At 57.2% G+C, this 26272-nt stretch carries 34 protein-coding genes; all 34 read left to right on the top strand.

From position 1 onward, the window contains the following. The first annotated feature begins 264 nt into the window (after positions 1-264). The 34 genes from rpoB (at position 265) to rplQ (ending at position 26217) form a co-directional block, all read left to right on the top strand. Complete coding sequence (gene rpoB, locus F8A88_RS07690; protein ID WP_151150541.1) at positions 265-4380, top strand: DNA-directed RNA polymerase subunit beta; 4116 nt, start codon at positions 265-267, stop codon at positions 4378-4380. 82 nt (positions 4381-4462) lie between these two features. Next, positions 4463-8611 (top strand): DNA-directed RNA polymerase subunit beta', encoded by a 4149-nt coding sequence (rpoC, locus tag F8A88_RS07695; RefSeq protein WP_151150542.1) that lies wholly within the window; start codon positions 4463-4465, stop codon positions 8609-8611. Between the two features lie 211 nt (positions 8612-8822). After that, the gene (gene rpsL, locus F8A88_RS07700) at positions 8823-9194 is read left to right on the top strand and encodes a 30S ribosomal protein S12 (RefSeq protein ID WP_151150543.1); all 372 of its coding nucleotides are present in this window, start codon (positions 8823-8825) and stop codon (positions 9192-9194) included. Between the two features lie 92 nt (positions 9195-9286). Continuing rightward, entirely contained in the window at positions 9287-9757 is a 471-nt protein-coding gene (gene rpsG / locus F8A88_RS07705; RefSeq protein ID WP_151150544.1) for a 30S ribosomal protein S7, read from the top strand. A 15-nt stretch (positions 9758-9772) separates the two neighbouring features. Beyond that, the gene (gene fusA, locus F8A88_RS07710; protein ID WP_151150545.1) at positions 9773-11845 is read left to right on the top strand and encodes an elongation factor G; all 2073 of its coding nucleotides are present in this window, start codon (positions 9773-9775) and stop codon (positions 11843-11845) included. A gap of 132 nt (positions 11846-11977) precedes the next feature. Further along, a complete protein-coding gene (rpsJ, locus tag F8A88_RS07715) occupies positions 11978-12295 on the top strand; it encodes a 30S ribosomal protein S10 (protein ID WP_151150546.1) in 318 nt (105 codons plus the stop codon). 12 nt (positions 12296-12307) lie between these two features. Beyond that, positions 12308-12940, top strand: coding sequence for a 50S ribosomal protein L3 (gene rplC, locus F8A88_RS07720; protein ID WP_151150547.1), 633 nt, complete (start codon positions 12308-12310; stop codon positions 12938-12940). A 21-nt stretch (positions 12941-12961) separates the two neighbouring features. Then, positions 12962-13582 carry a 50S ribosomal protein L4 gene (gene rplD, locus F8A88_RS07725; RefSeq protein ID WP_151150548.1) on the top strand — a complete coding sequence of 207 codons (621 nt, stop codon included), beginning with the start codon at positions 12962-12964 and terminating at the stop codon, positions 13580-13582. Between the two features lie 2 nt (positions 13583-13584). Continuing rightward, on the top strand, positions 13585-13875 hold the full coding sequence (gene rplW / locus F8A88_RS07730; protein WP_151150549.1) for a 50S ribosomal protein L23: 291 nt from the start codon (positions 13585-13587) through the stop codon (positions 13873-13875). A 3-nt stretch (positions 13876-13878) separates the two neighbouring features. After that, positions 13879-14709, top strand: a complete 831-nt coding sequence (gene rplB / locus F8A88_RS07735; RefSeq protein WP_151150550.1) for a 50S ribosomal protein L2 — start codon at positions 13879-13881, stop codon at positions 14707-14709. A gap of 10 nt (positions 14710-14719) precedes the next feature. Next, positions 14720-14995, top strand: coding sequence for a 30S ribosomal protein S19 (rpsS, locus tag F8A88_RS07740; protein WP_151150551.1), 276 nt, complete (start codon positions 14720-14722; stop codon positions 14993-14995). Positions 14996-15005: 10 nt separating this feature from the next. Then, the gene (gene rplV / locus F8A88_RS07745) at positions 15006-15338 is read left to right on the top strand and encodes a 50S ribosomal protein L22 (protein ID WP_151150552.1); all 333 of its coding nucleotides are present in this window, start codon (positions 15006-15008) and stop codon (positions 15336-15338) included. A gap of 9 nt (positions 15339-15347) precedes the next feature. Beyond that, positions 15348-15989, top strand: coding sequence for a 30S ribosomal protein S3 (rpsC, locus tag F8A88_RS07750; protein WP_151150553.1), 642 nt, complete (start codon positions 15348-15350; stop codon positions 15987-15989). Continuing rightward, positions 15989-16405 (top strand): 50S ribosomal protein L16, encoded by a 417-nt coding sequence (rplP, locus tag F8A88_RS07755; RefSeq protein WP_151150554.1) that lies wholly within the window; start codon positions 15989-15991, stop codon positions 16403-16405. Before rpsC ends, rplP begins: the two co-directional genes overlap by 1 nt. Then, a complete protein-coding gene (gene rpmC, locus F8A88_RS07760) occupies positions 16405-16596 on the top strand; it encodes a 50S ribosomal protein L29 (RefSeq protein ID WP_151150555.1) in 192 nt (63 codons plus the stop codon). Before rplP ends, rpmC begins: the two co-directional genes overlap by 1 nt. Positions 16597-16599: 3 nt before the next feature. After that, positions 16600-16866: a 30S ribosomal protein S17 gene (gene rpsQ / locus F8A88_RS07765; RefSeq protein ID WP_151150556.1), complete on the top strand. Its 267-nt coding sequence runs from the start codon at positions 16600-16602 to the stop codon at positions 16864-16866. A gap of 21 nt (positions 16867-16887) precedes the next feature. Continuing rightward, positions 16888-17256 carry a 50S ribosomal protein L14 gene (gene rplN, locus F8A88_RS07770; RefSeq protein ID WP_151150557.1) on the top strand — a complete coding sequence of 123 codons (369 nt, stop codon included), beginning with the start codon at positions 16888-16890 and terminating at the stop codon, positions 17254-17256. 12 nt (positions 17257-17268) lie between these two features. After that, positions 17269-17589 carry a 50S ribosomal protein L24 gene (gene rplX / locus F8A88_RS07775; RefSeq protein ID WP_151150558.1) on the top strand — a complete coding sequence of 107 codons (321 nt, stop codon included), beginning with the start codon at positions 17269-17271 and terminating at the stop codon, positions 17587-17589. 10 nt (positions 17590-17599) lie between these two features. Next, entirely contained in the window at positions 17600-18139 is a 540-nt protein-coding gene (gene rplE / locus F8A88_RS07780) for a 50S ribosomal protein L5 (protein WP_151150559.1), read from the top strand. Between the two features lie 10 nt (positions 18140-18149). Next, positions 18150-18335, top strand: a complete 186-nt coding sequence (locus F8A88_RS07785) for a type Z 30S ribosomal protein S14 (protein ID WP_151150560.1) — start codon at positions 18150-18152, stop codon at positions 18333-18335. 18 nt (positions 18336-18353) lie between these two features. Continuing rightward, positions 18354-18737: a 30S ribosomal protein S8 gene (gene rpsH / locus F8A88_RS07790; RefSeq protein ID WP_151150561.1), complete on the top strand. Its 384-nt coding sequence runs from the start codon at positions 18354-18356 to the stop codon at positions 18735-18737. Positions 18738-18749: 12 nt separating this feature from the next. Next, positions 18750-19286, top strand: a complete 537-nt coding sequence (gene rplF / locus F8A88_RS07795) for a 50S ribosomal protein L6 (protein WP_151150562.1) — start codon at positions 18750-18752, stop codon at positions 19284-19286. 15 nt (positions 19287-19301) lie between these two features. Continuing rightward, on the top strand, positions 19302-19661 hold the full coding sequence (rplR, locus tag F8A88_RS07800) for a 50S ribosomal protein L18 (protein ID WP_151150563.1): 360 nt from the start codon (positions 19302-19304) through the stop codon (positions 19659-19661). Between the two features lie 15 nt (positions 19662-19676). Next, positions 19677-20168, top strand: coding sequence for a 30S ribosomal protein S5 (gene rpsE, locus F8A88_RS07805; RefSeq protein WP_151150680.1), 492 nt, complete (start codon positions 19677-19679; stop codon positions 20166-20168). An 11-nt stretch (positions 20169-20179) separates the two neighbouring features. Continuing rightward, positions 20180-20353 (top strand): 50S ribosomal protein L30, encoded by a 174-nt coding sequence (gene rpmD, locus F8A88_RS07810; RefSeq protein WP_151150564.1) that lies wholly within the window; start codon positions 20180-20182, stop codon positions 20351-20353. Next, complete coding sequence (gene rplO, locus F8A88_RS07815) at positions 20350-20796, top strand: 50S ribosomal protein L15 (RefSeq protein WP_151150565.1); 447 nt, start codon at positions 20350-20352, stop codon at positions 20794-20796. The genes rpmD and rplO overlap by 4 nt, the downstream gene beginning before the upstream one ends. A 26-nt stretch (positions 20797-20822) precedes the next feature. Beyond that, on the top strand, positions 20823-22139 hold the full coding sequence (gene secY, locus F8A88_RS07820) for a preprotein translocase subunit SecY (protein WP_170283783.1): 1317 nt from the start codon (positions 20823-20825) through the stop codon (positions 22137-22139). Between the two features lie 2 nt (positions 22140-22141). Next, positions 22142-22912 carry a type I methionyl aminopeptidase gene (gene map, locus F8A88_RS07825; protein WP_151150566.1) on the top strand — a complete coding sequence of 257 codons (771 nt, stop codon included), beginning with the start codon at positions 22142-22144 and terminating at the stop codon, positions 22910-22912. A gap of 118 nt (positions 22913-23030) precedes the next feature. Then, positions 23031-23144: a 50S ribosomal protein L36 gene (rpmJ, locus tag F8A88_RS07830; RefSeq protein ID WP_151150567.1), complete on the top strand. Its 114-nt coding sequence runs from the start codon at positions 23031-23033 to the stop codon at positions 23142-23144. Positions 23145-23156: 12 nt separating this feature from the next. After that, positions 23157-23531, top strand: a complete 375-nt coding sequence (gene rpsM, locus F8A88_RS07835) for a 30S ribosomal protein S13 (RefSeq protein ID WP_151150568.1) — start codon at positions 23157-23159, stop codon at positions 23529-23531. Between the two features lie 95 nt (positions 23532-23626). After that, positions 23627-24010: a 30S ribosomal protein S11 gene (rpsK, locus tag F8A88_RS07840; RefSeq protein ID WP_151150569.1), complete on the top strand. Its 384-nt coding sequence runs from the start codon at positions 23627-23629 to the stop codon at positions 24008-24010. 12 nt (positions 24011-24022) lie between these two features. Then, positions 24023-24649, top strand: coding sequence for a 30S ribosomal protein S4 (rpsD, locus tag F8A88_RS07845; protein ID WP_151150570.1), 627 nt, complete (start codon positions 24023-24025; stop codon positions 24647-24649). Between the two features lie 13 nt (positions 24650-24662). Continuing rightward, entirely contained in the window at positions 24663-25703 is a 1041-nt protein-coding gene (locus F8A88_RS07850; RefSeq protein ID WP_151150571.1) for a DNA-directed RNA polymerase subunit alpha, read from the top strand. Continuing rightward, positions 25693-26217, top strand: coding sequence for a 50S ribosomal protein L17 (rplQ, locus tag F8A88_RS07855; protein ID WP_151150572.1), 525 nt, complete (start codon positions 25693-25695; stop codon positions 26215-26217). The genes F8A88_RS07850 and rplQ overlap by 11 nt, the downstream gene beginning before the upstream one ends. The last annotated feature ends 55 nt before the right edge of the window (positions 26218-26272 follow it).

Genomic DNA, 26272 nt, shown 5'->3' on the forward strand with positions numbered 1-26272 from the left:
CGCAAAGAGCGCAAGCCCTTTGTTCGAGGGCGTGCGCTCTTTGCGCTGTCTGAATATATAATATCGTTCTGAGGCGGACTTGTGTAATCTCAATCTCCTGTTTTTACAGGGACTGTGTTCACGAATCCGTGCGCATGTGTGTTAAGCGCGGCGTATATCAGTAATTTTCATATCAAAAGATCGGCGTCGGGCCTGGTGCATCGGGTTCTGACTTGGCATTTCCGGCGTCCCGTCCCAACACCATAACTACTCGCAGAGGGTACAATGGGTCAGCTCAGAAAAGAATTTGGTAAAATCGTCAACCAGTTGCCCATTCCGCATCTTCTCGAACTCCAGGTGGATTCCTACGTCAAGTTTTTGCAAGACGAGATTCCGCCTGCGAGCCGTGGAGATTATGGCCTGGAGGGCGTTTTCCGTTCCGTCTTCCCCATCGAGGACTTCAACAAGACAGCGAGCCTTGAGTTTGTCAGCTACGAGATCGGCGAACCCAAGTACGACCAGGAAGAGTGCATCTCCAAGGGCCTGACGTATGAGACTCCCATTCGCATCAAGGTGCGTCTGGTGGTTTTTGACGTGGACGAGGAGACCGACAACCGCACTATCCGCGACATCAAGGAACAGGACATTTACTTCGGCACGCTGCCGCTGATGACCGAGAAGGGCACCTTCATCATCAACGGCACAGAGCGTGTTATCGTCAACCAGCTGCAGCGTTCCCCCGGCATCATTTTCGAACATGATTCGGGCAAGACGCATTCCAGCCGCAAGGTCCTGTATTCCTCGCGCATCATTCCCATGCGCGGATCCTGGCTGGACTTCGATTTTGACCACAAGGACATCCTGTACGTCCGCATCGACCGGCGACGCAAGATGCCCGCCACCATCCTGCTTCAGGCCATGGGCCTGACGCGTCAGGATATTCTCGACTACTACTACGACACCGAGGATTACACCTTCAAGGGTGCTCGTGTGTTCCGCAGCGTCAAGGAAGACCAGTTCCGCAAGGAACCCGCCTTTGCCGAGATCGCATTGCCGGACGGCAAGGTTCTCTGCAAGAAGGGCGCTCCCATCACCAAGGGTACCTGGAAAAAACTTCTGCGCAACAAGGTGGAGCAGATCGAAGTCGATCCGGATTGCCTGTTGGGACAGTTCGCTGCCGTGGACGTTGCTGATTCCAATGGCGAGGTCGTCGTCGAATCCACGGGTGAAATCACCGTGGATGTCATGGACAAGATTCGCGAGAACAAGATCAAGAAGCTGTCCGTGCTGCACACGCTTGGTTCCGATGTCTCGTCTTCCCTGCGCGACACGCTCGTGCTGGACAAGACCACAAGCATGGAACAGGCCCAGATCGAGATTTACCGCCGCCTGCGCCCCAGCTCTCCGCCTACTCCGGAAATTGCGTCCAGCTTCTTCGAGAACCTGTTCCGCAGTTCCGATTATTATGACCTTTCGCTGGTGGGCCGTTACAAGCTGAATTCGCGTCTCAAGCTGGACGTGGACCAGAATACCCGGACCCTGACCAACGAAGACATTCTTTGTGCCATCAGGGAACTGATGTTCCTCAAGGATTCCCATGGCCCGGCCGACGATATCGACCATTTGGGCAACCGCCGTGTTCGTCCGGTGGGCGAACTGGTGGAAAACCAGTACCGCATCGGTCTTGTCCGCATGGAGCGCGCCATCAAGGAGCGCATGAGCCTGCAGGAAGTGGCTACCCTGATGCCGCACGACCTGATCAACCCCAAGCCGGTTGCAGCCGTGCTCAAGGAGTTCTTCGGCACTTCCCAGCTCTCCCAGTTCATGGACCAGACCAACCCGCTCTCCGAGGTGACCCACAAGCGCCGCCTGTCCGCACTCGGACCCGGCGGCCTGACCCGCGAACGGGCAGGCTTTGAAGTCCGCGACGTACATACTTCGCACTATGGACGCATCTGCCCCATTGAAACTCCGGAAGGCCCGAACATCGGTCTGATCGTGTCCCTGACCTGTTATGCCAAGGTCAACGACTTCGGCTTCATCGAAACGCCGTACCGCCTTGCTAAAAAGGGTATGGTCAGTGATGAAGTCCTGTATATGGACGCTACCCGTGAGGCAGGCGAGGTCGTTGCGCAGGCCAACGCCATTCTGGACGACAAGGGCGCGTTCGTTAACCAGCGCGTCCAGTCCCGCCAGCACGGCGATCCGCTCATGGCTCCCCAGGAAGAGGTCACGCTCATGGACATCAGTCCGAGCCAGACCGTCTCCATCTCCGCTGCCCTGATTCCTTTCCTGGAGCATGATGACGCAAACCGCGCACTCATGGGCTCCAACATGCAGCGTCAGGCCGTTCCCCTGCTGCGGGCATCCATGCCCCTGGTGGGAACAGGCATGGAAGCCTCGGTTGCCCGCGACTCGGGTGCCTGCATCCTTGCCGAGGAAGACGGCATGGTCCATTACGTGGACGCCGAGCGGGTCATCGTCAACTATGACAGTCCCGTTGCCCCGAAAATGGGCGACTCCAAGCACTACCAGCTGCAGAAGTGGCACAAGTCCAACCAGAACTCCTGTTTCGGCCAGCGCTCCCGCGTTCAGGTCGGCCAGAAGATCAAGAAGGGCGACGTTCTTGCCGACGGACCGAGCATCTACAACGGAGAGCTCGCTCTGGGCAAAAACCTCACGGTCGCTTTCATGCCGTGGTGCGGATACAACTACGAGGACTCCATCCTCATTTCCGAACGCATGGTCAAGGAGGATGTCTACACCTCCATCCACGTCGAGGAATTCGAACTGGTCGCCCGCGATACCAAGCTGGGACCCGAAGAAATCACTCGCGACATTTCCAACGTTTCCGAGGAAATGCTGCGCAATCTCGACGAATGCGGCATTATCCGCCTCGGGGCCAAGGTCAAGCCGGACGACATCATGGTCGGCAAGATCACGCCCAAGGGCGAAACCCAGCTCACCCCGGAAGAAAAGCTCTTGCGCGCCATCTTTGGCGACAAGGCCCGGGACGTGAAGAATACCTCGCTCAAGGTTCCGCCGGGAATCGAGGGTACCGTTGTGGATGTCAAGGTTTTCAACCGTCGTTCCGGCGACAAGGACGACCGCACTCGCAACATCGAGGATTTCGAGCTGGCCAAGTTCGATATGAAGGAAACCAAGCACATCGCTGCCCTGGGAGACAACACCCGCAAGCGCATTGCCGAGGTCGTGTCCGGAACCAAGCTGGCCAAGGATCTCGTGGGCGCGAAAAAGGCCGTTGTGGGCAGGGCCGGTGACGTCGTCACCGAGGAAATGCTTTCCGCGGTTCCGGTTAAGAAACTGGCCGGTGTCTTTGACAAGGGCGGCAATGAAGCCGTGCGCGAAGTGCTTGCCGAATACGAAAATCAGGTCAAGTTCATCAAGACCGTCTACGACCAGAAGCGCGAAAAGGTCACCGAAGGGGACGATCTGCCCCCGGGCGTCATCAAGATGGTCAAGGTATATGTCGCGGTCAAGCGCAAGCTGGCCGTGGGTGACAAGATGGCGGGCCGCCATGGTAACAAGGGTGTTGTCTCCTGCATTCTGCCGGAAGAGGACATGCCTTTCTTTGCCGACGGCATGCCCGTGGACATCGTTCTCAACCCGCTGGGTGTTCCCTCCCGTATGAACATCGGGCAGATTATGGAAACCCACCTGGGTTGGGCCGCCAAGATGATCGGCCGCCAGCTCAATGAGATGGTGGACGAAGGCGTGGCTCTTAAGGAAGTGCGCGAAGAGGTCAAGGACATCCTGAATTCCGAGACCATCAGCCAGCTCGTCGATGAAATGAACGACGAGGAATTCGTGGCTGCGGTTCGCGAGCGCCATGAAGGCATCGTCACCAAGACTCCGGTCTTTGACGGCGCGCGCGAAGAGGAAATATGGAACCTGCTGGAAAGGGCCAAGCAGCCCTCGGACGGCAAGGTCATCCTGTATGACGGACGCACCGGTGAACCCTTCCATAACAGGGTCACGGTGGGTGTCATGTATATCCTCAAGCTGCACCACCTGGTCGACGAGAAGATCCACGCCCGTTCCACCGGTCCTTACTCGCTGGTTACGCAGCAGCCTCTGGGTGGTAAGGCTCAGTTCGGCGGACAGCGACTCGGTGAAATGGAAGTCTGGGCACTTGAAGCGTACGGCGCGGCCTATCTCCTTCAGGAGTTCCTCACCGTCAAGTCCGACGATGTGCAGGGCCGCGTGAAGATGTACGAGAAGATCGTCAAGGGCGACAACTTCCTGGAAGCCGGGCTGCCGGAATCCTTCAACGTGTTGATCAAGGAACTCATGTCCCTTGGTCTGGACGTGAACCTCATTCAGGAAGAAAAGCCCGGGCGTTCCGACGACGGACCGTTCAGGAAACGTCCGGCCGCCTAGCGGACGGAAAACGAGTAGACAAGGCCCGGCCGGGCAATTGTTCGGCCGGGCATGCAATAACATCTAGCAAGAGGGACTACAGATGACGTTGGACGATCTGTTCACTCTGCGCGGAGCCCCCAATGCCGCTCTGGCAGGCAAGGGCCTCAAGGCGATGCAAATCTCCATCGCCTCCCCGGAAAAAATCAGGGAGTGGTCTTTCGGCGAGGTCAAAAAGCCGGAAACCATCAACTACCGTACGTTCAAGCCTGAGCGTGACGGTCTTTTCTGCGCCAAGATTTTTGGTCCGGTCAAGGACTACGAATGCAACTGCGGCAAGTACAAGCGCATGAAGCATCGCGGCATCGTCTGCGAAAAGTGCGGCGTCGAGGTTATCGCCTCCAAGGTTCGCCGCGAGCGCATGGGCCATATCGAACTGGCCGCGCCCGTTGCCCATATCTGGTTTCTGAAAACACTGCCCTCCAAGATCGGTACCCTGCTGGATATCACCATGGCCGATCTGGAAAAGGTTCTGTACTTTGACTCGTTCATCGTTCTTGAGCCCGGCGAAACCCCGCTGAAGAAGCATCAGATCATTTCGGAAGACCAGTACTTCCAGGTGATCGAACACTTCGGTGAAGATGCCCTTGAAGTGGGCATGGGGGCGGAAACCGTCCGCAAGCTGCTGGAAGCCATCGAACTGGAAAGCCTGCGCGTTGAATTGCGCGAGGAATCCCAGAGCACGCGCTCCCAGACCAAGAAGAAAAAACTGACCAAGCGCCTCAAGGTTGTGGAGGCATTCCTGGAATCCGGCAACAAGCCCGAGTGGATGATCATGGAAGTGATTCCGGTCATTCCGCCCGAGCTGCGCCCGCTGGTTCCCCTGGATGGTGGCCGTTTCGCCACATCGGACCTCAACGACCTGTACCGCCGCGTGATCAACCGCAACAACCGTCTCAAGCGTTTGCTGGAACTCGGCGCTCCCGAGATCATCATCCGCAACGAAAAGCGCATGTTGCAGGAATCCGTGGACGCGCTGTTCGACAACGGCCGCCGCGGCCGCGCCATCACCGGCACCAACGGTCGTCCGCTCAAGTCCCTGTCCGACATGATCAAGGGCAAGCAGGGCCGTTTCCGTCAGAACCTGCTCGGCAAGCGCGTGGACTACTCCGGCCGTTCCGTCATCGTTGTCGGTCCCAAGCTCAAGCTGCACCAGTGCGGCCTGCCCAAGAAGATGGCGCTGGAGCTTTTCAAGCCGTTCATCTATGCGGAGCTGGAGCGGCGTGAAATCGCCACCACCATCAAGTCGGCCAAGAAGATGGTCGAACGTGAAGACCTGGTGGTCTGGGAAATTCTCGAGGACGTGATTCGCGAGTATCCCATCATGCTCAACCGCGCACCGACCCTGCACCGCCTCGGCATTCAGGCTTTCGAGCCGCAGCTTGTCGAGGGCAAGGCCATCCAGCTGCACCCGTTGGTCTGTTCCGCATACAACGCGGACTTCGACGGTGACCAGATGGCCGTTCACGTGCCGCTTTCCGTGGAAGCGCAGATTGAATGCCGCGTGTTGATGATGAGCTCCAACAACATTCTCAGCCCGTCCAACGGCACGCCCATCATCAACCCCTCGCAGGATATCGTGCTCGGTCTGTATTATCTGACCGTACCGCGCTCCTTCGAGCCGGGCGAGGGCATGATCTTCTCGGATACGAGCGAAGTCATCGCCGCTGTGGACGCCGGGGTCACCGCGCTGCACGCACGCATCAAGGTGCGCATGCATGGCGAGCTGGTGGAAACCACCGCTGGCCGCGTGATCGTGGGCGAGATTCTGCCCGCCAAGCTGCCGTTCGACATGGTCAACTGCGTCTTGAACAAGAAAAATATTGCCGCACTGGTTTCAGGGGCCTACCGTTTGGCCGGAACCAAGGCCACGGTTATCCTTTGCGACCGCCTCAAGGACGTGGGTTACGAGTACGCGACCCGCGCGGGCGTGACCATCGCGGTAAAGGACCTGCAGATCCCCGAGGCCAAGAAGACTCTGCTGGCCAAGGCTCACGCCGAAGTGGAGCAGATCGAAAGCCAGTTTGCGGACAGCATCATTACCCGCACGGAAAAATACAACAAGGTTGTTGACGTCTGGACCAAAACCACCAACGACGTCTCCAACGAAATGATGAAGGACATCTCGGTGGATGAAGTGGAAGATCCGGTCACCGGAAAGACCGAATCCAACTCCAGCTTCAACTCCATCTACATGATGGCCACCTCGGGTGCTCGAGGCAACCAGGACCAGATGCGCCAGCTCGCGGGCATGCGCGGTCTGATGGCCAAGCCTTCGGGCGAGATCATCGAGACGCCCATCACCGCGTCCTTCCGTGAAGGTCTGTCCGTGCTCCAGTACTTCACATCCACGCACGGCGCTCGTAAGGGCCTTGCGGATACCGCGCTCAAGACCGCAAACTCCGGTTACCTGACCCGTCGCCTCGTGGACGTGGTGCAGGACGTGACCGTTTCCGAACTGGATTGCGGTACCGTGGACGGCCTTGAAATCGGCCACCTCGTCAAGGGTGGCGAAATCAAGATGCGCCTTGCCGAGCGCGTTCTCGGTCGCGTTACCCTCTTCGACATCTTCGACGAGGACACCGGAGAGCTCATCGTTCCGGCCAACTCGCTCATCGACGAACATTACGCGGGCCTCATCGAAAAGCACGGCGTGAATTCCATGACCATGCGTTCGGTGCTGACCTGCAAGAGCAAGCACGGCGTCTGCGCCAAGTGCTACGGGCGTGACCTGGCTCGCGGCCATCTGGTCAACGTGGGCGAGACCGTGGGTATCATCGCGGCACAGTCCATTGGTGAACCCGGAACCCAGCTGACAATGCGTACCTTCCACATCGGTGGTACCGCATCCAAGGAAATCGAACAGTCCGCCATTCAGTCGCAGCATCAGGGCAAGGTCGTGTTCTCGCGCATGCGCACGGTCGTGAACCGTGACGGCCAGACCATGGTCATCGGCAAGAGCTGCCAGGTGGGCATCGTGGACGAACAGGGCCGCGAACGTGAAAAGTACGTGCTGCCTTCGGGTGCGCGTCTCATGGTTTCGGACGGTCAGGATATCAAGAAAGGCACTGCGCTGGCTGAATGGGAACCGTTCATGGAACCCTTTATCGTCGACGTCAAGGGCCGTGTCCGCTTCCACGATATCATCGAAGGAAAGACCGTGCAGGAGGACCGCACCCAGCGTTCCATGCTCACGGTCATGGAATACAGGACCACCAACTTCAAGCCGGCCGTTTCCATCGTGGACGAGGACGGCAACGTTCTGGTCCGTCCGGATTCCTCGGCCCCGGCAACCTTCCAGATGCCTGTGGGCGCGATCCTCATGGTCAAGGACGGGCAGGATGTTGAGGCCGGTGACGTCATCGCACGTAAACCGCGTGAATCGTCCAAGACCAAAGACATCGTCGGTGGTCTGCCGCGCGTTGCCGAACTCTTTGAAGTGCGCAAGCCCAAGGATTTGGGCGTGTGCTCGGAAATCGACGGCATCTGCTCGTATGGTCCGGACACCAAGGGCAAGCGCAAGATCATCGTTACCCCGGAAGTGGGCGATTCCAAGGAATATCTCATTCCCAAGGGCCGCCACATCACGGTCACGGAGGGAGACTTTGTTGAGTCGGGAGACCTGCTCACCGAAGGCAACCCCGAACTGCATGACATCCTCAAGATCAAGGGCGAGAAGCACCTGGCCCGTTATCTTGTGGAAGAAATTCAGGATGTGTACCGTTTCCAGGGCGTCGGCATCAACGACAAGCACATCGAGATCATCGTCCGCCAGATGCTGAAAAAGGTCAGCATCATCGATCCGGGCGAAACCACGTTCCTGATGGGCGAGCAGGTGGACAAGCAGCGCTTCATGGACGAGAACCATCGTGCCGTGCAGGAAGGGCTCCAGCCCGCCGTGGCCGAACCGCTGGTTCTGGGTATCACGCAGGCTTCCCTGTCCACGGACTCCTTCATCTCGGCCGCGTCGTTCCAGGAGACCACCAAGGTGCTCACCGAGGCTGCGCTCAAAGGCAAGGCCGACCACCTTCGCGGACTCAAGGAAAACGTAATCGTTGGTCGTTTGGTCCCGGCAGGAACCGGATTCCGCAAGTATGAGGAATCCACCATCACGGTTCCCGAACAGCCGGAACGTCCGGACAAGTTCTTGGAAGAATTGGAAGATCAGCCGCTGCTCGTGGAAAACCAGTAGCGCATATATAGATGTAATACGCCCGTTTGCGCGGGATATGAGGTTGGGGTGGGAGAACCTGCCCCAACTTTTTTGTGTGAGTACCGTGTGAAGAATACCCCTGTGCAAGGTGAAAAACCTTGACAAGGGGGATTCTTTGCGCATACAAGCGGTTCTCTTTGCCCGACGGATTACCGTTGGATTATTGTTTGTAACACGTTTTGGAGGATTCATGCCCACCATTAACCAGCTTGTGAGAAAGCAGCGTAAGCTGCAGGTCAAGCGCAAGAAAACCCGTGCTCTGCAGCAGTGCCCCCAGCGCCGCGGCGTGTGCACCAGGGTTTACACCACGACCCCCAAGAAGCCGAACTCCGCGCTTCGTAAGGTCGCTCGTGTGCGTCTGACCAATGGAATCGAAGTTACCGCCTACATCGGCGGTGAAGGCCACAACCTGCAGGAACACTCCGTGGTGCTGATCCGCGGTGGTCGTGTCAAGGACTTGCCCGGTGTGCGTTATCACATCATCCGCGGCTCCCTTGATACCGCCGGTGTCGATGATCGTCGTCGCGGCCGTTCCAAGTACGGTGCCAAGAAGCCCAAATAGGGCCAGCCTTCGCATACAACGCCGGGGAGTGATGCCAAAGTAGGGCTGAGGCGGCCCGAAATAATGTCCCCTCGGAAACACAGGAGAAAAAAATGCCTCGTAAAGGTCCAGTACCCAAGAGACAGATCCTTCCGGATCCTGTCTACGGCAGCAAGCTCATTACTCGTTTCATGAACCGTCTTATGCTTGACGGCAAAAAGAGCACTGCCGAAAGAATTTTCTATCAGGCTCTCAACGAATTGGCCGACAAGACCAAGGAAGAGCCCCTGAAGGCTTTCGAGAAGGCTTTGGACAACGTCAAGCCTGCTCTGGAAGTCAAATCCCGCCGCGTGGGTGGTGCCACCTACCAGGTGCCCATGGAAGTCCGCCCGGATCGTCAGGTTGCCCTGGCCATTCGCTGGCTCATTTCCTATGCACGCAACCGTGGTGAAAAGGGCATGATCGCACGCCTGTCCGGTGAACTGCTGGACGCCTTCAACAATCGTGGCGGAGCAGTAAAGAAACGGGAAGACACCCACAAAATGGCGGAAGCGAACAAAGCTTTCGCTCACTACCGCTGGTAGTTCCGGAGTTGAGCAGTGCCCAGACAGGTACCCAGAGAAAAACAGCGCAATATTGGTATCATGGCCCACATCGATGCGGGCAAGACTACCACGACTGAGCGCATTCTGTTTTATACCGGTGTGTCCCACAAAATCGGTGAAGTCCATGACGGCGAAGCCACCATGGACTGGATGGTTCAGGAACAGGAACGCGGCATCACCATTACGTCTGCCGCCACCACCTGCTTCTGGCGCGACCATCGCGTCAACATCATCGACACCCCGGGTCACGTTGACTTTACCATGGAAGTCGAACGCGCCCTGCGCGTGCTCGACGGTTGTGTGGCTGTTTTCGACTCCGTTGCCGGTGTCGAACCCCAGTCCGAAACCGTCTGGCGCCAGGCGGACCGTTACTCGGTCCCCCGCATCGCGTTCGTCAACAAGATGGACCGCATCGGCGCGGACTTCTTCCGTTGCGTGGACATGATGAAGACCAGGCTCGGCTCCAAGGCCGTGCCCCTTCAGCTGCCCATCGGCGCGGAAGACGAGTTCGTCGGCGTTGTGGACCTGATTTCCGGCAAGGCCCTCGTGTACGACGAGTCCCACAAGCTGGGCACCGAGTACATTGAGCAGGATATTCCCGCCGACCTTCAGGAACAGTATGAACTGTACCGCGGTGAGCTTATCGAAGCCATTGCCGAAGAAGACGAGGAATTGCTTGAAAAGTACCTCGGCGGCGAAGAGTTGACCGAAGACGAACTCAGGAACGGCGTGCGCACGGCTACCAACAGCCTGACCATTTGTCCGGTCCTGTGCGGCACCGCGTTCCGCAACAAGGGTGTGCAGCCGCTGCTGGACGCCATTGTGGACTACCTGCCGTCTCCGCTGGACATCGAGATCATGACCGGTATCAATCCGGACAACGGCGAAGAAATCGAGTGCCCGTGCGACGACGACAAGCCGCTTGCCGCCCTTGGCTTCAAGCTGGCCACCGACCCGTTCGTCGGTCATCTGACCTTCCTGCGCATTTATTCCGGTGTCATCCGCAGCGGTGACACGGTCATGAACGGTGCCTCCGGCAAGAAGGAGCGTATCGGCCGCCTGTTGAAGATGCACGCCAACAAGCGTGAGGAAATCAAGGAAGCTTACGCGGGCGACATCGTTGCCGCCGTCGGACTCAAGAACGTTGCAACCGGTGACACGCTGGCCGAGCTCAAGAAGCCCATCGTGCTGGAGTCCCTGGACGTTCCGGAGCCGGTCATCGAGGTGGCCATCGAGCCCAAGACCAAGGCGGACCGCGACCTGCTGACCAACTCCCTGGCCAAGCTGGCCAAGGAAGACCCCAGCTTCCGCGTCAAGAGCGACGATGAAACCGGGCAGACCCTTATCGCCGGCATGGGCGAACTGCACCTGGAAATCATCGTTGACCGCCTGCTGCGCGAATTCAACGTCAACGCCAACGTGGGCGCACCCCGCGTTGCCTACCGCGAAACCATCACCAAGGCTACCAAGGCGGACTTCAAGCACGCCAAGCAGTCGGGTGGTCGCGGTCAGTACGGTCACGTTGTCATCGAAGTCGAACCCAACCCGGAAAAGGGTTACGAGTTCGCCGACGAGATCAAGGGCGGCGTGATTCCCAAGGAGTACATACCCTCTATTGACAAGGGTATTCAGGACGCCATGAAGGCCGGTGTTGTTGCCGGCTATCCCGTGGTGGACCTCAAGGTCAAGCTGGTGTTCGGTTCGTATCACGACGTGGACTCCAGTGAGCAGGCTTTCTACATTGCCGGTTCTCAGGCAATCAAGGAAGCATGCCGCCAGGCCGGCGGCGTATTGCTCGAACCCATCATGTCCGTGGAAGCGGTCACCCCCGAGGAATACCTCGGCGACGTGATCGGCGACCTCAACGGCCGCCGCGGCCGCGTGGGCGAAATGGAAGCCCGCACGGGCGTTCAGGTCGTCCGGTGCTTTGTGCCTCTGTCCGAAATGTTCGGATACGCCACCGACCTCAGGTCGCGCACCCAGGGCCGCGCCACGTTCTCGATGCAGTTCGATCACTACGAGCAGGTTCCGGCCAGCTTGGCTGAAGAGATAGTTAAGAAACAATAGATGTGTGATCGCTGAGTCTTCAAGCACAAGTCCGGGGTGGCTCGCATGGCGGAAACGCCGAGCCGATACACCCCGGCAGCTTTGACTTCCAGCGTCATCGTGGAAACAACCGGATCAAAAAGGAGAATCCAAATGGCTTCCATGACGAGCGATCGGATCAGGATTAAGCTCAAGGCTTATGATTACCGCATTCTGGACAAGGCGGTGACCGAGATCGTTGATACCGCGCGCAATACCGGCGCGGCTATCGCCGGCCCCATCCCGCTTCCGACGAATATTCATCGGACCACCGTCCAGAAGTCCGTGCATGTGGACAAGAAGTCCCGCGAACAGTTCGAGATGCGCATTCACAAGCGGCTGCTGGACATCCTGGAACCGACCCAGCAGACCGTCGATGCCCTCGGTAAACTGTCCCTGCCTGCCGGCGTGGACGTTGAAATCAAGCTGTAGTGGGGTGTAATCATGGCTAAGAATCTTGGTATACTCGGAAAGAAACTGGGCATGACCCGCGTGTTCAGGGAAGACGGTACCGTCTGCCCTGTGACCGTGATCCAGGCTGGTCCCTGCCCGGTGATGCAGGTCAAAACCACTGACAAGGAAGGCTATAGCGCCATCCAGGTCGGTTTTGACGCTATTGAGGAACGTAAGGTCGGCAAGCCGCAGAAAGGCCATCAGGCCAAGGCTGGCAAAGGCCTGTTCCGCCACCTCAAGGAATTTCGTCTCAAGGACGTTTCCGAATACGAGGTGGGCAGTGAAATCACTGTCGATATCTTCGCTCCCGGCGAAAAGGTCAAGGTGACCGGAAAGAGCAAGGGTAAAGGTTTCCAGGGCGTTATGAAGCGCTGGAACTTCGGTGGCTCGCGCGCATCCCATGGTGCGGAAAAGGTTCACCGCTCTCCCGGTTCCGTTGGTAACGCAACCTTCCCCGGCCGTGTCTGGAAGAACAAGAAGATGCCCGGCCAGATGGGAAATGCCCGCGTGACCGTTTCCAACATCGAGATCGTCGATGTCCGTCCTGAGGAGAACATCCTCGTGGTCAAGGGCCAGGTGCCCGGTCCCAAGGGCGGCATGGTAATGATCCGCAAAAACGCCTAAGCGGAGCGAGAGGTATCTACAATGACGAAACTGAGCATATTTGATCAGAACAAAAAGGAAGTGGGCAATATCGAGCTTGCTCCCGAGGTCTTCGAGGTCGAAATCCGGCCCGAGATCCTGCAGCTCGTCGTCAGGGCCCAGCTTGCTGCCAAGCGCAGCGGCACCCACGCCACCAAGACCCGTAATACGGTCCGTGGCGGTGGTCGCAAGCCCTGGCGCCAGAAAGGCACCGGACGCGCACGCGCCGGTTCCGTTCGCTCCCCGCTGTGGCGCGGCGGTGCCATCACCTTTGGCCCGCAGCCGCGCAGCTACGAATTCAAGGTCAACAAGAAGGTCCGCAAGCTGGCCATGAAAATGGCTTTGTCTTCCCGCGCATCGGAAAACAAGCTGATGGTCGTCAAGGCCATCGACATGCCCGAGATCAAGACCCGGGCCTTTGCCGATGTCAAGAAGGCTCTCGGACTGGAAAAAGCCTTGATTGTCGTGAAGGAAGCTGATAAAAATCTCGCTCTTTCTGCCAGGAATATTCCCGGCATCAAAGTTGTCGAGGCTGAGAAGCTTAATGTTTACGATGTACTGCTGTACCCCGAGCTGGTGATGCTTGAGGGTGCCGCCGTTGACGTACAGGAGAGGTTGAAATAGCCATGGATTATTCCAAAATATTGCTTAAGCCGGTTATCTCCGAGAAGGCTACCGAAGCCAAGGAGCAGGCCAATCACGTCTCCTTTTACGTTCACCCCGATGCCAACAAGGTCGAGGTGAAGAAGGCCGTTGAAACCGCCTTCGACGTCAAGGTCGAGTCCGTGAACATCATTCGTAAAAAAGCACTGCCGCGCAAGCGCTTTGGTCGTGTGGTCGGACGCGAGTCCGGTTACAAGAAGGCCATGGTCAAGCTCGTGGCCGGTGAAAAAATCGAATTCTTCGAGGGAGTGTAAGCCATGGCTACCCGCAAGCTGAAGCCGACTTCTCCGGGCCGCCGGTTCCAGACGATTTCCGATTTCGCGGAGATCACACGGACCACTCCCGAGAAGTCTCTGACCAAGGGCCTGACCAAGAAGGCAGGCAGGAACAACAACGGTCGCGTGACCTCCCGCCGTCGCGGCGGCGGTGTCAAGCGCCTGTACCGTATGATCGACTTCAAGCGTAACAAGCTGGCCGTGCCCGCTGTGGTTGCCCAGATCGAATACGATCCGAACCGCAGCGCCCGCATTGCCCTGCTGCATTATGCAGACGGCGAAAAGCGCTACATCCTGTGCCCTGTGGGCCTGAACCGTGGCGATACCATCGTCGCTGGCGAAGGTGCTGACATCAAGCCCGGCAATGCCCTGGCCTTGAAGAGCATCCCCACTGGTACCGTGGTGCACAACATCGAGCTGCACCCGGGCCGCGGCGGCCAGTTCTGCCGCGCTGCAGGGACGTATGCACAGCTCGTTGCAAAGGAAGGCAAGTACGCGCTTCTGCGCATGCCCTCCGGCGAAGTCCGCAAGGTGCTGGTCACCTGCATGGCCACCGTTGGCCAGGTGGGCAACATCCACCACGAAAACATCTCCCTGGGCAAGGCCGGACGCAATCGCTTCCTGGGCCGTCGTCCCAAAGTCCGTGGCGTGGCCATGAACCCCATCGATCACCCGCTCGGTGGTGGTGAAGGTCGTAGCTCCGGTGGTCGTCACCCGGTTTCCCCGTGGGGCACCCCGGCCAAGGGCTACAGAACCCGCAACAAGAAGAAAGCGTCTTCCAAGCTCATTGTGAAGCGTCGCGGACAGAAATAGGAGTTGAAGTATGCCTAGGTCTCTCAAAAAAGGTCCTTTCGTGGACGACCACATCATCAAGAAGGTCTCCACGGCTCAGGAGAATAACGATCGCCGGGTCATCAAGACCTGGTCCCGCAGGTCCACCATCATTCCCGAGATGGTCGGCATGACCTTTGCCGTGCATAACGGTCGCAAGTTCATTCCCGTGTTCGTGACCGAGAACATGGTTGGCCACAAGCTTGGTGAGTTTTCTCCCACCAGGACGTATTTTGGCCATGCTGCCGACAAGAAGAAGGGTAAATAGGTGAGATGAAATGGAAGCTAAAGCAGTAGCAAAGTTCATCCGAGTGTCCGCACGTAAGACCCGCATCGTTGCCGAGAACATCAAGGGCAAGCCCGTTGAGGATGCCCTGAATATTCTGCGCTTCACGCCCAAGAAGCCCGCGCAGATCTTGAGCAAGGTTCTGTATTCCGCCGTTGCCAACGCGGAGCAGAAGCCGGGTGTCGACGTGGACGCTCTGGTTGTTGATAAAGTCATCGTCAATGAAGGACCGACCTGGAAACGCATCCAGCCTCGGGCCATGGGCCGCGCTTATCGCATTTGCAAGCGCACCAGCCACATAACCATAGTGGTCAAGGAAGTTTAGGGGGCAGCCATGGGTCAAAAAGTACATCCTTACGGTTTTCGTCTGGGGTATAACAAGAACTGGCTGTCTCGCTGGTACAGCAAAAAGGACTATCCCGCATTCGTCTATCAGGACGACCAGGTGCGCAAGTTCGTTAAGAAAAAGCTGTATCAAGCAGGCGTTGCCCGCATTGAAATCGAACGCGCAGGCGGCAAGATCCGTCTGATCATCCACACTGCTCGGCCGGGCATCATCATCGGCCGCAAGGGCGTGGAGATCGAAAAACTGCGTGAAGAATTGAGAAGCAAGTTCAAAACTGAATTCACCATTGAAGTGAACGAAATCCGTCGGCCTGAGGTCGAGGCTCAGCTTGTAGCTGAGAACATCGCCCAGCAGCTCGAACGCCGCGTTGCCTTCCGCCGTGCCATGAAGCGTACGGTGGGCCTTGCCAGGAAATTCGGTGCCGAGGGTATCAAGGTCGCATGTGCCGGCCGTCTTGCGGGTGCGGAAATCGCCCGTGGAGAGTGGTACCGTGACGGTCGTGTGCCTCTTCACACGCTTCGTGCGGACATTGACTACGGTTATGCTGTTGCGTCCACGACGTACGGCGTCATCGGCGTCAAGGTCTGGATCTTCAAGGGTGAGATTCTGGACAAAGAGGTAGAACAGTAATGCTCGCTCCGAAAAAGGTTAAATTCCGTAAGCGGCAGAAGGGCCGCAACAGAGGCAAGGCCCTCAGGGGTAACAGCGTAGCCTTCGGCGATATCGGCCTGAAGGCTCTGGAGCACGGAAAACTCACCAGCCAGCAGATTGAATCTGCTCGTGTAGCCATCATGCGCCACATCAAGCGCGGTGGTAAGGTCTGGATCCGTATTTTCCCTGATTTCCCCATCACCTCCAAGCCTGCGGAAGTCCGCATGGGTAAGGGTAAGGGCGCTCCCGAAGGTTGGTGCGCTCCGGTGAAACCGGGCCGGGTTATGTATGAAGTCAAAGGTGTCGATCTTGCTCTGGCCAAGGAAGCGCTCAAGCGTGCTTCCTACAAGCTGCCCATCAAGACCACCATCGTCGTCAAGGAGGGTCTTGAGTAATGACTGCCAAGGAACTTCGTGAAATGGACGATGCTCAGCTGACCGACAAGCTGGACGAATTCCGCAAGGAACTTTTCGACCTGCGTTTCAAGCACGCCACCGCGCAGCTTGAAAACACCGGAAAGCTGAGTGAAGTGAAGAAGACTATTGCCCGCATCCTGACCATCCAGCGGGAAAGACAGGGAGCATAACCCATGGCTGAGTTTAAGTACGAAGGCAACCGGCGCACCCTGACCGGGGTTGTCATCTCCGACAAGGCTGACAAGACTATTGTCGTCCGCGTCGAGACCCTGGTCAAGCACCCGTTGCTGAAGAAATACATCCGTCGCCGCAAGAAGTTCATGGCCCATGATCCGGCCAATGACTGCCACACCGGTGACAAGGTGCAGATTGTTGAGTCCAAGCCCCTGAGCCGCCGCAAGAGATGGCATCTGGTTCAGATTCTGGAAAAAGCCGTTTAGGCGTTGAGAGGATAAACACCAATGATACAGGTTGAATCCAAACTCGACGTAGCGGACAACTCTGGGGCCAAGAAAGTATCCTGCATCAAGGTTCTTGGTGGTTCCAAGAGGCGCTACGCAAGCGTCGGTGACATCATCGTCGTTTCTGTGAAAGAGGCCATGCCCCATTCCAAAGTGAAGAAGGGCGCTGTCATGAAAGCCGTTGTCGTGCGGACACGTAAGGAAATCGGTCGTCCCGACGGATCCTACATCAAGTTCGACAACAACTCGGCCGTTCTCCTGAACACCAACATGGATCCCGTGGGTACTCGTATCTTCGGGCCTGTTGCCAGGGAACTGCGCGCTGCCGGTTTCATGAAGATTGTTTCCCTTGCTCCTGAAGTTTTGTAGGAGGTGACCAATATGAAGACTAAGCTGCGCAAAGACGACAAGGTCATGGTCATCGCCGGTAAGGACAAGGGCAAGATCGGCAAGATCCTGAAGGTTTATAAGAAAAAGGATGCCGTTCTCGTGGAGAAGGTCAATGTGGTCAAGCGCCACACCAAGGCCAATCCCTACGCCAATCAGCCCGGCGGTATTGTGGAAAAGGAAGCCCCGATCCATGTTTCCAATGTCCAGGCGGTTTGTGATGCTTGCACCAAGCCGACCCGGATCGGGTACAAGAAGACCGAAGACGGCAAGAAGGTCCGTTTTTGCAAAAAGTGCAACGAGATCTTCAAGTAGGTAGACCACAATGACTCGTCTTGAGAAAGTATACAAAGAGAAAGTGGCCCCCGAGCTCAACAAGGAGTTCGGGTACAAGAGCCCCATGCAGATGCCCAGGGTCGAGAAGATATCTCTCAATATCGGCCTTGGCGAAGCCAGCCAGAACACCAAGCTCATCGAAGATGCCGTCGAGGAGTTGACCAAGATTGCTGGCCAGCGTGCTGTTATCACCCGTGCTAAGAAGTCCATTGCGGCCTTCAAACTGCGCGAGGACATGCCGGTCGGCGTTCGCGTCACTCTGCGCCGGGATCTGATGTGGGACTTTCTGGATAAACTGGTTTCGTTCGCCCTTCCGCGTGTCCGCGACTTCCGCGGCATTCCGGACAGGGGCTTTGACGGACGTGGCAACTTCACCCTCGGTATTCGGGAACATTCCATTTTCCCGGAGCTGGAAATCGACAAGATCGAGCACGTGAAGGGTATGAACATTACCATCGTCACATCCGCCGAAACGGACAAGGAAGGCAAGATGCTTCTTGACCTTCTCGGAATGCCTTTCAAGAAGTAGGAGGACCGAAATGGCTAGAACTGCACTGAGAGTAAAGGCTCGTCGCAAGCCCAAGTTCAAGGTTCGCGCCTACAACCGCTGCCCCATCTGCGGGCGGCCCCGGGCGTTTCTGAGAAGGTATGGCATTTGCCGTATCTGCTTCCGGAACAAAGCCCTGGCTGGCGAACTTCCCGGCGTGCGTAAAGCGAGCTGGTAATTTTCTAAGGAGAATATAATGGCTGTTGTTGATCCCATAGCCGATATGCTGACCCGCATCAGGAACGCGCATGGCGCTTTTCATAAAAGCGTAACCGTGCCCACCTCCAAGGTGAAGGCATCCATCGCGGAAATCCTGAAGGCCGAAGGCTATATCGCTGACTATGCTGTTGAGGAAAAGGACATCACTGTCACCCTCAAGTACGCTGACGGTCAGGCCATCATTTCCGGCCTGAAGAAGGTGAGCAAGCCGGGTCGCCGCGTATATTGCGGTGCCCAGGACATTCCCAGAGTGCAGAACGGACTTGGTATCTGCATTCTGTCCACGTCCGCAGGCGTGCTCGAGGGAAGCCAGGCTCATGAAAAGAACGTGGGCGGCGAACTGCTCTGCGAAATTTGGTAACCGAGGTTAACCATGTCTAGGATAGGAAAGAAACCGATTGAAATCCCTTCGGGCGTCGAGATCAAGGTCGGCGCGGACGAGGTTACGGTCAAGGGGCCCAAAGGTGCCCTGACCACCGCCGTCCATCCGAAGGTCGAATATAAAATCGAGGACAACCAGGTCGAAGTGGTGCGCGTGGACGATTCCCGTCTTGCCCGTAGCCAGCACGGCCTGCGCCGCACTCTGCTCGCCAACTGCGTCGAGGGTGTCACCAAGGGCTTTGAACGAGCCCTGGAAGTTATCGGCGTTGGTTACAAGGTGTCCGTACAGGGCAAGAAGATCGTGCTCAATGTCGGGTATTCCCACCCGGTGGAGTTTGATCTGCCCAAGGACATCGAAGCCAAGGCCGAAGGCTCCAAGGTGACGCTTTCCGGCATCAACAAGCAGTTGGTCGGAGAAGTTGCGGCTCAGATTCGCCGCGTGCGTCCGCCGGAACCCTACAAGGGCAAGGGCATCAAGTACGTTGACGAAATCATCAAGCGCAAGGCCGGCAAGGCCGGAGCCAAGTAGGGGTAGGGTAGCAATATGAAAATGACCAAAGAACAGGCTCGGCACCGCAGGAAGATCCGCATCCGCAAGAAGGTGTCCGGCACAGCTGCACGCCCCAGGCTCGTCGTCTTCCGTTCCAACAAGCACCTGTATGCGCAGCTTGTCGACGATGTAAACGGTGCCACTCTGGCGAGCGCCTCCACGCAGGTTGCCGCCAAGGATGGTGAGGCCCTCAACCCCAACTGCGAATCCGCTGCCCGTGTGGGCAAGGACATCGCGGCTCGGGCGCTTGAGCAGAAGATCGAGACCGTGGTGTTCGACCGCAACGGTTACATCTACCATGGCAAAATCAAGGCTCTTGCCGACGGCGCTCGCGAGGGCGGCCTGAAATTCTAGAGGGTGACTATCATGATGGAACAGAATGATTCTGGACTGATCGAAAAGATCGTCTACCTGAACCGCGTTGCCAAGGTTGTGAAAGGCGGTCGTAGGTTCAGCTTCAGCTGCCTCGTCGTCGTCGGCGACGGTGAAGGAAAGGTTGGATACGGTCTCGGTAAGGCCAACGAAGTCCCCGAAGCCATTCGCAAGGCTTCCGAACGGGCCAAGAAGGACATGATCGACGTCCCCCTGCTGGAAGGCACGCTGCCTTACGAGGTTCTCGGACGTTACGGCGCAGGCCGTGTCGTGCTCAAGCCCGCTTCCGAGGGTACCGGCATCATCGCCGGTGGTCCGGTGCGCGCAATCATGGAAGCCGTTGGCGTCAGGGACATCCTGACCAAGGCCATCGGTACCAACAATCCGCACAACGTTCTTCGCGCCACCATCGCCGGTTTGGCTTCCCTCCGCAGTGCAGAGGAAGTCTCCAAACTGCGCGGCAAGCCGGTTTCCACGCCGAGAAAGTAAGGAGTGCCGGAATGTTGAAGGTTAAACTTATCAAGAGCAAAATTGCGTGCAAGCCCCAGCAGGTCAAGACCCTGGAAGCATTGGGCTTGCGCAAGATTCGCCAGGAAAAGTCTTTTGAGGACCGCCCGGAAATCCGTGGCATGATCGCAAAGGTGAAGCACCTGGTGGAGGTAACTGAATCATGAGGCTGCACGAACTCTATCCGTTCCCGGAAGAATACAAGGAACGGAAGCGTATAGGCCGTGGTTCCGGTTCCGGCTGGGGTAAGACCTCTGCCAAGGGCCACAAGGGTCAGAACAGCCGCTCCGGCGGTGGTGTCCGTCCCGGTTTCGAAGGCGGTCAGATGCCCCTGGCACGCCGTCTTCCGAAGCGTGGCTTTAAGAACCGTTTCCGCGAGGAATATGTCGCTATCAACATCGGGCGTCTGGTTGACGCGTTTGAAGACAAGGCCGAGATTTCCGTGGCCGATATCTACGAGCGCGGTCTTGCCAAGCAGGGCGCACCGATCAAGGTACTGGGCGTCGGCGAACTGTCCAAGGCCGTCACTGTTGAGGCTCACCGCTTCAGCGCTTCGGCTGCCGATAAGATCCAGAAGGCCGGCGGAACCGCCAAGGCCATTGAAGGCTAAGCTTCAACCGTATTGGAAGGGTTAACGTGGCATTGTCAGGAGTCGAAAATCTCGCCCGTCTGCCGGAGCTGAAAAAGAAACTGCTCTGGACGTTCGCACTGCTCGCTGTTTACAGGCTTGGTATCCACATCCCTGTTCCCGGCGTGGACAGTGGGGCTCTGGCTGATTTCTTTGCCAGCGCCCAGAACACTCTGTTCGGGCTTTTTGACATGTTCTCCGGTGGCGGGTTGAAAAACCTGTCCATCTTCGCGCTGGGCATTATGCCCTACATCTCCGCCTCCATCATCATCCAGCTTCTGACCGTGGTCAGCCCCGAGCTCAAGCGGATGCAGAAGGAGGAAGGCGAAGCAGGGCGCAAGAAAATGACCCAGTACACCCGGTATGGAACCGTGCTCATCTGCCTGGTTCAGGGCTTCGCCATTTCGGCCGGCCTTGAGGGCATGAGCAGTCCCTCCGGTGCACCTGTGGTGTTGCATGCGGGCATGGGCTTCAAGCTCATGACCGTTCTGACACTGACCGCGGGAACCTGTTTCCTCATGTGGCTTGGCGAACAAATGACTGAAAAGGGAATCGGCAACGGTATCTCACTGATCATCTTCGGGGGTATCGTTGCCGGGCTTCCCTCGGCCCTCATCAACACCACGCGTTTGATGACGGTCGGGGAAATCTCTCTGTTCATGCTGCTCATCATCATGGCCGTCATGGTGGCGACTCTGGCGTTCATCGTGTTCATGGAACGCGGCCAGCGCCGGATTCCCATTCATTACGCCAAACGCCAGATGGGCCGCAGGATGGTCGGCGGGCAGACCACGCATCTGCCGCTGCGAATCAACACCGCCGGTGTTATTCCGCCGATCTTCGCCTCGTCCATCCTGATGTTCCCGGCGACCATTGCCCAGTTTTCGAATGTGGCGTGGCTCAAGGACCTCACCGGGTTCCTGACCCCCAGCTCCATCATTTACAATCTGGTCTACATCGCCATCATCATTTTCTTCTGCTACTTCTACACGGCCATCGTCTTTGATCCCAAAGGCATCGCCGAAAACATCCAGAAGCAGGGCGGGTTCATTCCCGGCATCCGTCCCGGCGTCAAGACCCGCGAATACATCGACAGGGTTCTTGCACGCATCACCCTCTGGGGTGCGCTGTATGTTTCCGCCATTTGTGTGCTGCCCATGATCATGATCGCCAAGCTCAACGTGCCGTTCTATTTCGGCGGCACGGCCTTGCTTATTGTGGTCGGTGTGGGTATGGACACCATGGGCCAGATCGAATCGTACCTGATTTCCCGGCAGTATGAAGGCCTTATGGGCAAAGCCGGGAAAGTGAAGGGAAGGCGATAGCCTTGAAAAAGTTCAGGGGTGTCTTCCTCAAGAACGACAAGGAGATCAGTCTCATTCGTGAGGCGAATCGAATTGTATCGACGATACTTGACGAGCTTGGTGAGAACGTCCGTCCGGGCGTTCCCACCATGCTTTTCGAAGATATTTGCAGGGAGCGGTGCGCCGATTTCGGCGTACGTCCTGCTTTTTTGGGATACCAGGGCTTTCCCTATGCCCTGTGTTGTTCCGTCAATGATGAGATAGTGCACGGCTTTCCCTCGGAGACTCGCTTCCTCACCGAAGGGGACATAGTCAGTTTTGACATGGGTGTCGTGTACGAAGGATTCTACGGTGACTCCGCAAGGACCTACGCCGTTGGCAAGGTCTCTGATGAGGCCCGAAAACTCATGGACGTTACCCGTGAGGCGTTGCATCGTGGAATCGCTGAAGCCGTCCCCGGCAATAATCTGTATGAAATCTCTGCGGCTGTGCAGAACTATGTCGAGGAATTCGGATTTGGCATTGTCCGGCGTTTTGTCGGACACGGTATCGGAGCGCATCTCCACGAGAAGCCCGAGATACCTAACTTCGTGCCTTCGGGCATGACCGGCGTCCCGCTCAAGGCGGGGATGGTGCTGGCCATAGAGCCCATGGTGACCCTCGGGACACACGAAGTGGAGGTCTTGGACGATCAGTGGACCGCAGTGACCCGGGACCGGAGTTTGTCCGCGCATTTTGAGCATACCATTGCTGTGACCACGGACGGTCCGCGGATTCTGAGTTCGACCAATTAGGGAGGTCGATCTTTAATACTTGCTCTTTTGCAGATTCTGCTGTAAAAGATGCAGCTTCGTTTTGACGGCCAGACCCAATGGCGGGTTCTGGCGATACGCTATTGATTTGGAGTTTGACATGAAAGTCAGGCCTTCTGTTAAGAAAATGTGTTCCAAGTGCAAAATCATCAGGCGCCGTGGTGTCCTGCGGGTGATCTGTGAGAACCCCAGGCACAAGCAGCGTCAAGGATAAAGGGGAATAGCCGTGGCACGTATCGCAGGTGTTGATCTGCCCAAGAACAAGCGCATGGATATTGCGCTGACCTATATCTACGGCATTGGCCGCACGACGGCCATGGAGATTCTGTCTACTGTCAAGGTTGATTGGCAGAAAAAGACTGATGACCTCTCTAACGAAGAGGTCAACTCCATCCGTAACGAGATCGAGCAGAACCACAAGGTTGAAGGCGATCTTCGTCGGGAAGTGATCCAGAACATCAAGCGTTTGATGGACATCGGCTGCTATCGCGGCCTGCGCCATCGTCGTGGTCTTCCCTGCCATGGTCAGCGGACCCACACCAACGCTCGTACCCGCAAGGGTCCGCGTCGTTCGGTGGTTGGCAGGAAGAAGAAAAAGTAGCGCTTGAACGTACGATAATAATTGAGGAAGCCGACCACGCCATGCGAGGTTCGCCTTTACTCGTCAAACGGAAATTTTAAAGGGAGAGTCCGGCAATGGCTAGACCCCGCCGTACGAAGAAAAAAGAGAAGAAAAACATCCCTGTTGGCGTGGCCCACATCAAGGCCACGTTCAACAACACCATTATCACCTTCACCGACCCGAAGGGCAATGTGGTGAGCTGGGCGAGTGCCGGAGCCGCTTTCAAGGGTTCCCGCAAAAGCACTCCCTTTGCCGCACAGATCGCTGCCGAGTCCGCCGCCAAAACCGCGCGCGACAACGGCATGCGTACCGTCGGCATCATGGTGAAGGGACCGGGTTCCGGTCGTGAGGCTGCCATGCGCGCTATCAGCGCCGCTGGTTTCAAGGTGACGTTCATTCGTGACATCACCCCGATTCCGCACAACGGCTGCCGTCCGCCGAAACGCCGCAGGGTTTAAAGGAGATTTACAGTGGCAAGATATACGCAAGCCAAGTGCAAGCTCTGCCGCCGCGAGGGCCAGAAACTGTTCCTCAAGGGCGACCGTTGCTATACCGATAAGTGCGCCTACGAAAAGCGTCCTTACGCTCCGGGCCATTCCGGCCGCATGCGCAAGAAGATGAGCGATTACGCCATCCAGCTGCGCGAAAAGCAGAAGGTCCGCCGCATGTATGGCGTGCTCGAAGGCCAGTTCCGCAAGTACTATGAACGTGCCGACGCCATGAAGGGCGTTACCGGTCACAATCTCCTGTTCCTGCTCGAACGCCGCCTCGACAACGTCATTTACCGTCTCGGTTTCGCAAACTCCCGCGATCAGGCGCGCCAGATGGTCCGCCACGGCATGTTCGTCATGAACGGTCGCCGCGTGAGCATCCCCTCCATGATGGTTAAGCCGGGTGATGCCATTGAAGTTCGCGAAGAGAGCCGCAAGGTGCCCGTGATCATGGAAGCTCAGGAAGTCATCGCCCGCCGTGGCTGCCCCGAATGGCTGGAGTCCGACGGTGCCAACTTCAAGGGCACGGTCAAGGCACTGCCCAGCCGGGAAGACATCCAGTTCCCGATCAACGAGCAGCTCATCGTCGAATTGTACTCAAAATAGATAGGTGCATTGCATGCTTATTCAGAACGGCGACAAGCTTATCAACGCCCGCAACTGGTCCGAACTCGTCAAGCCCGAGAACCTCGTCCGCGACCCCAAGTCTTCCGAGACTTACGGAAAGTTCGTGTGCGAACCTCTGGAGCGCGGCTACGGAACGACCATTGGCAATGCCATGCGGAGAACCCTGCTTTCATCCCTTCAGGGCTGTGCCATCGTGGCAGCTCAGATTGAAGGCGTGCAGCACGAGTTCACCACCATGGAGGGTGTGCTGGAGGACATGACCGAGGTTGTCCTCAACCTCAAATCCGTTCGGCTGGCCATGACCACGGACGAAGCCCAAACCCTGGTTCTCGAAGCCGACAAACAGGGTGCGGTCACCGCCGCCAAGATCAAGGAAAACCAGAACGTCAAGGTTCTGAACCCCGAGCAGCACATCGCCACCCTGACCGAGGACCGCCCCCTGAGGATGGAACTGGAAATTCGCATGGGCAAGGGTTACATGCCCGCGGAAATGCATGAGGGTCTCGCCGATGAAATCGGCCTGGTCACCATGGATGCCAGCTTTTCCCCCATCCGCAAGGTGGCCTACACTGTCGAGCAGGCTCGCGTCGGTCAGATGACCAACTACGACAAGCTCATTCTCGAAGTCTGGACAGACGGCTCCGTTACCCCGGAAGACGCCTGCGCCTACAGTGCCAAGATTCTCAAGGAACAACTCTCCGTGTTCATCAATTTCGATGAAATGACCTCGGAGACCCAGGAGAGCGAGGAAGACAAGATCGACCTCAATCCGAATTTGTTCAAGAGCATCGACGAACTGGAGCTTTCCGTTCGTGCCACCAACTGCCTCAAGGCCGCCAACATTCAGCTTGTGGGCGAACTTGTGCAGCGTACCGAGGCGCAGATGCTCAAGACCAAGAACTTCGGCCGTAAATCTCTCGACGAGATTCGCCGGGTTCTGGACAGCATGACGCTGAAATTCGGCATGGTGCTTGAGGATTTTGACAAAAAATATCAGGAATGGCTGAAGAGGAAAGAGAAAAATGAGGCATAGGAAGTCCGGAAGGAAGCTCAATCGAAGCTCGTCCCACCGCAAGGCCCTGTTCCGCAACATGGCCAAGGCTCTGCTGACCTACGAATCCATTCGTACCACCGAAGCCAAGGCTAAGGAACTGCGCAAGGTTATCGATCGCCTGATCACTCTGGCTCTCAAGAATGACCTGCATGCCCGTCGTCAGGCGTACAAGGTGCTGAACAGCCACCAGATGGTCCAGCGCCTGTTTGACGAAATCGGCCCCCGTTTCAACGGCGGTGGCGGTTATACCCGTATCATCAAGCTGTCTTCGCCCCGCAAGGGCGACTGCGCGCCCATGGTCATCATTGAATTGACCAAGCTCGCAGGCGCTGCTCCGGCCCCGGCCGAAGAGCCCAAGGCAGAGGAAAAGCCGGCTCCCAAGAAGAAGGCTGCTCCGAAAAAGAAGGCCGCTCCGAAAAAGGCTGAAAAGCCTGCGGAGCCCAAGGCCGAAAAAACCGAGGAAAAGGCTGAGGCCGATTCCAAGGAAGATTAGGTTTCAAAAAAGGGCAGGAATTATCCTGCCCTTTTTTTATGTTGACCTATAGATT

The sequence above is a fragment of the Pseudodesulfovibrio senegalensis genome (assembly GCF_008830225.1).
In the GTDB taxonomy this organism is placed as follows: Bacteria; Desulfobacterota; Desulfovibrionia; order Desulfovibrionales; family Desulfovibrionaceae; genus Pseudodesulfovibrio; species Pseudodesulfovibrio senegalensis.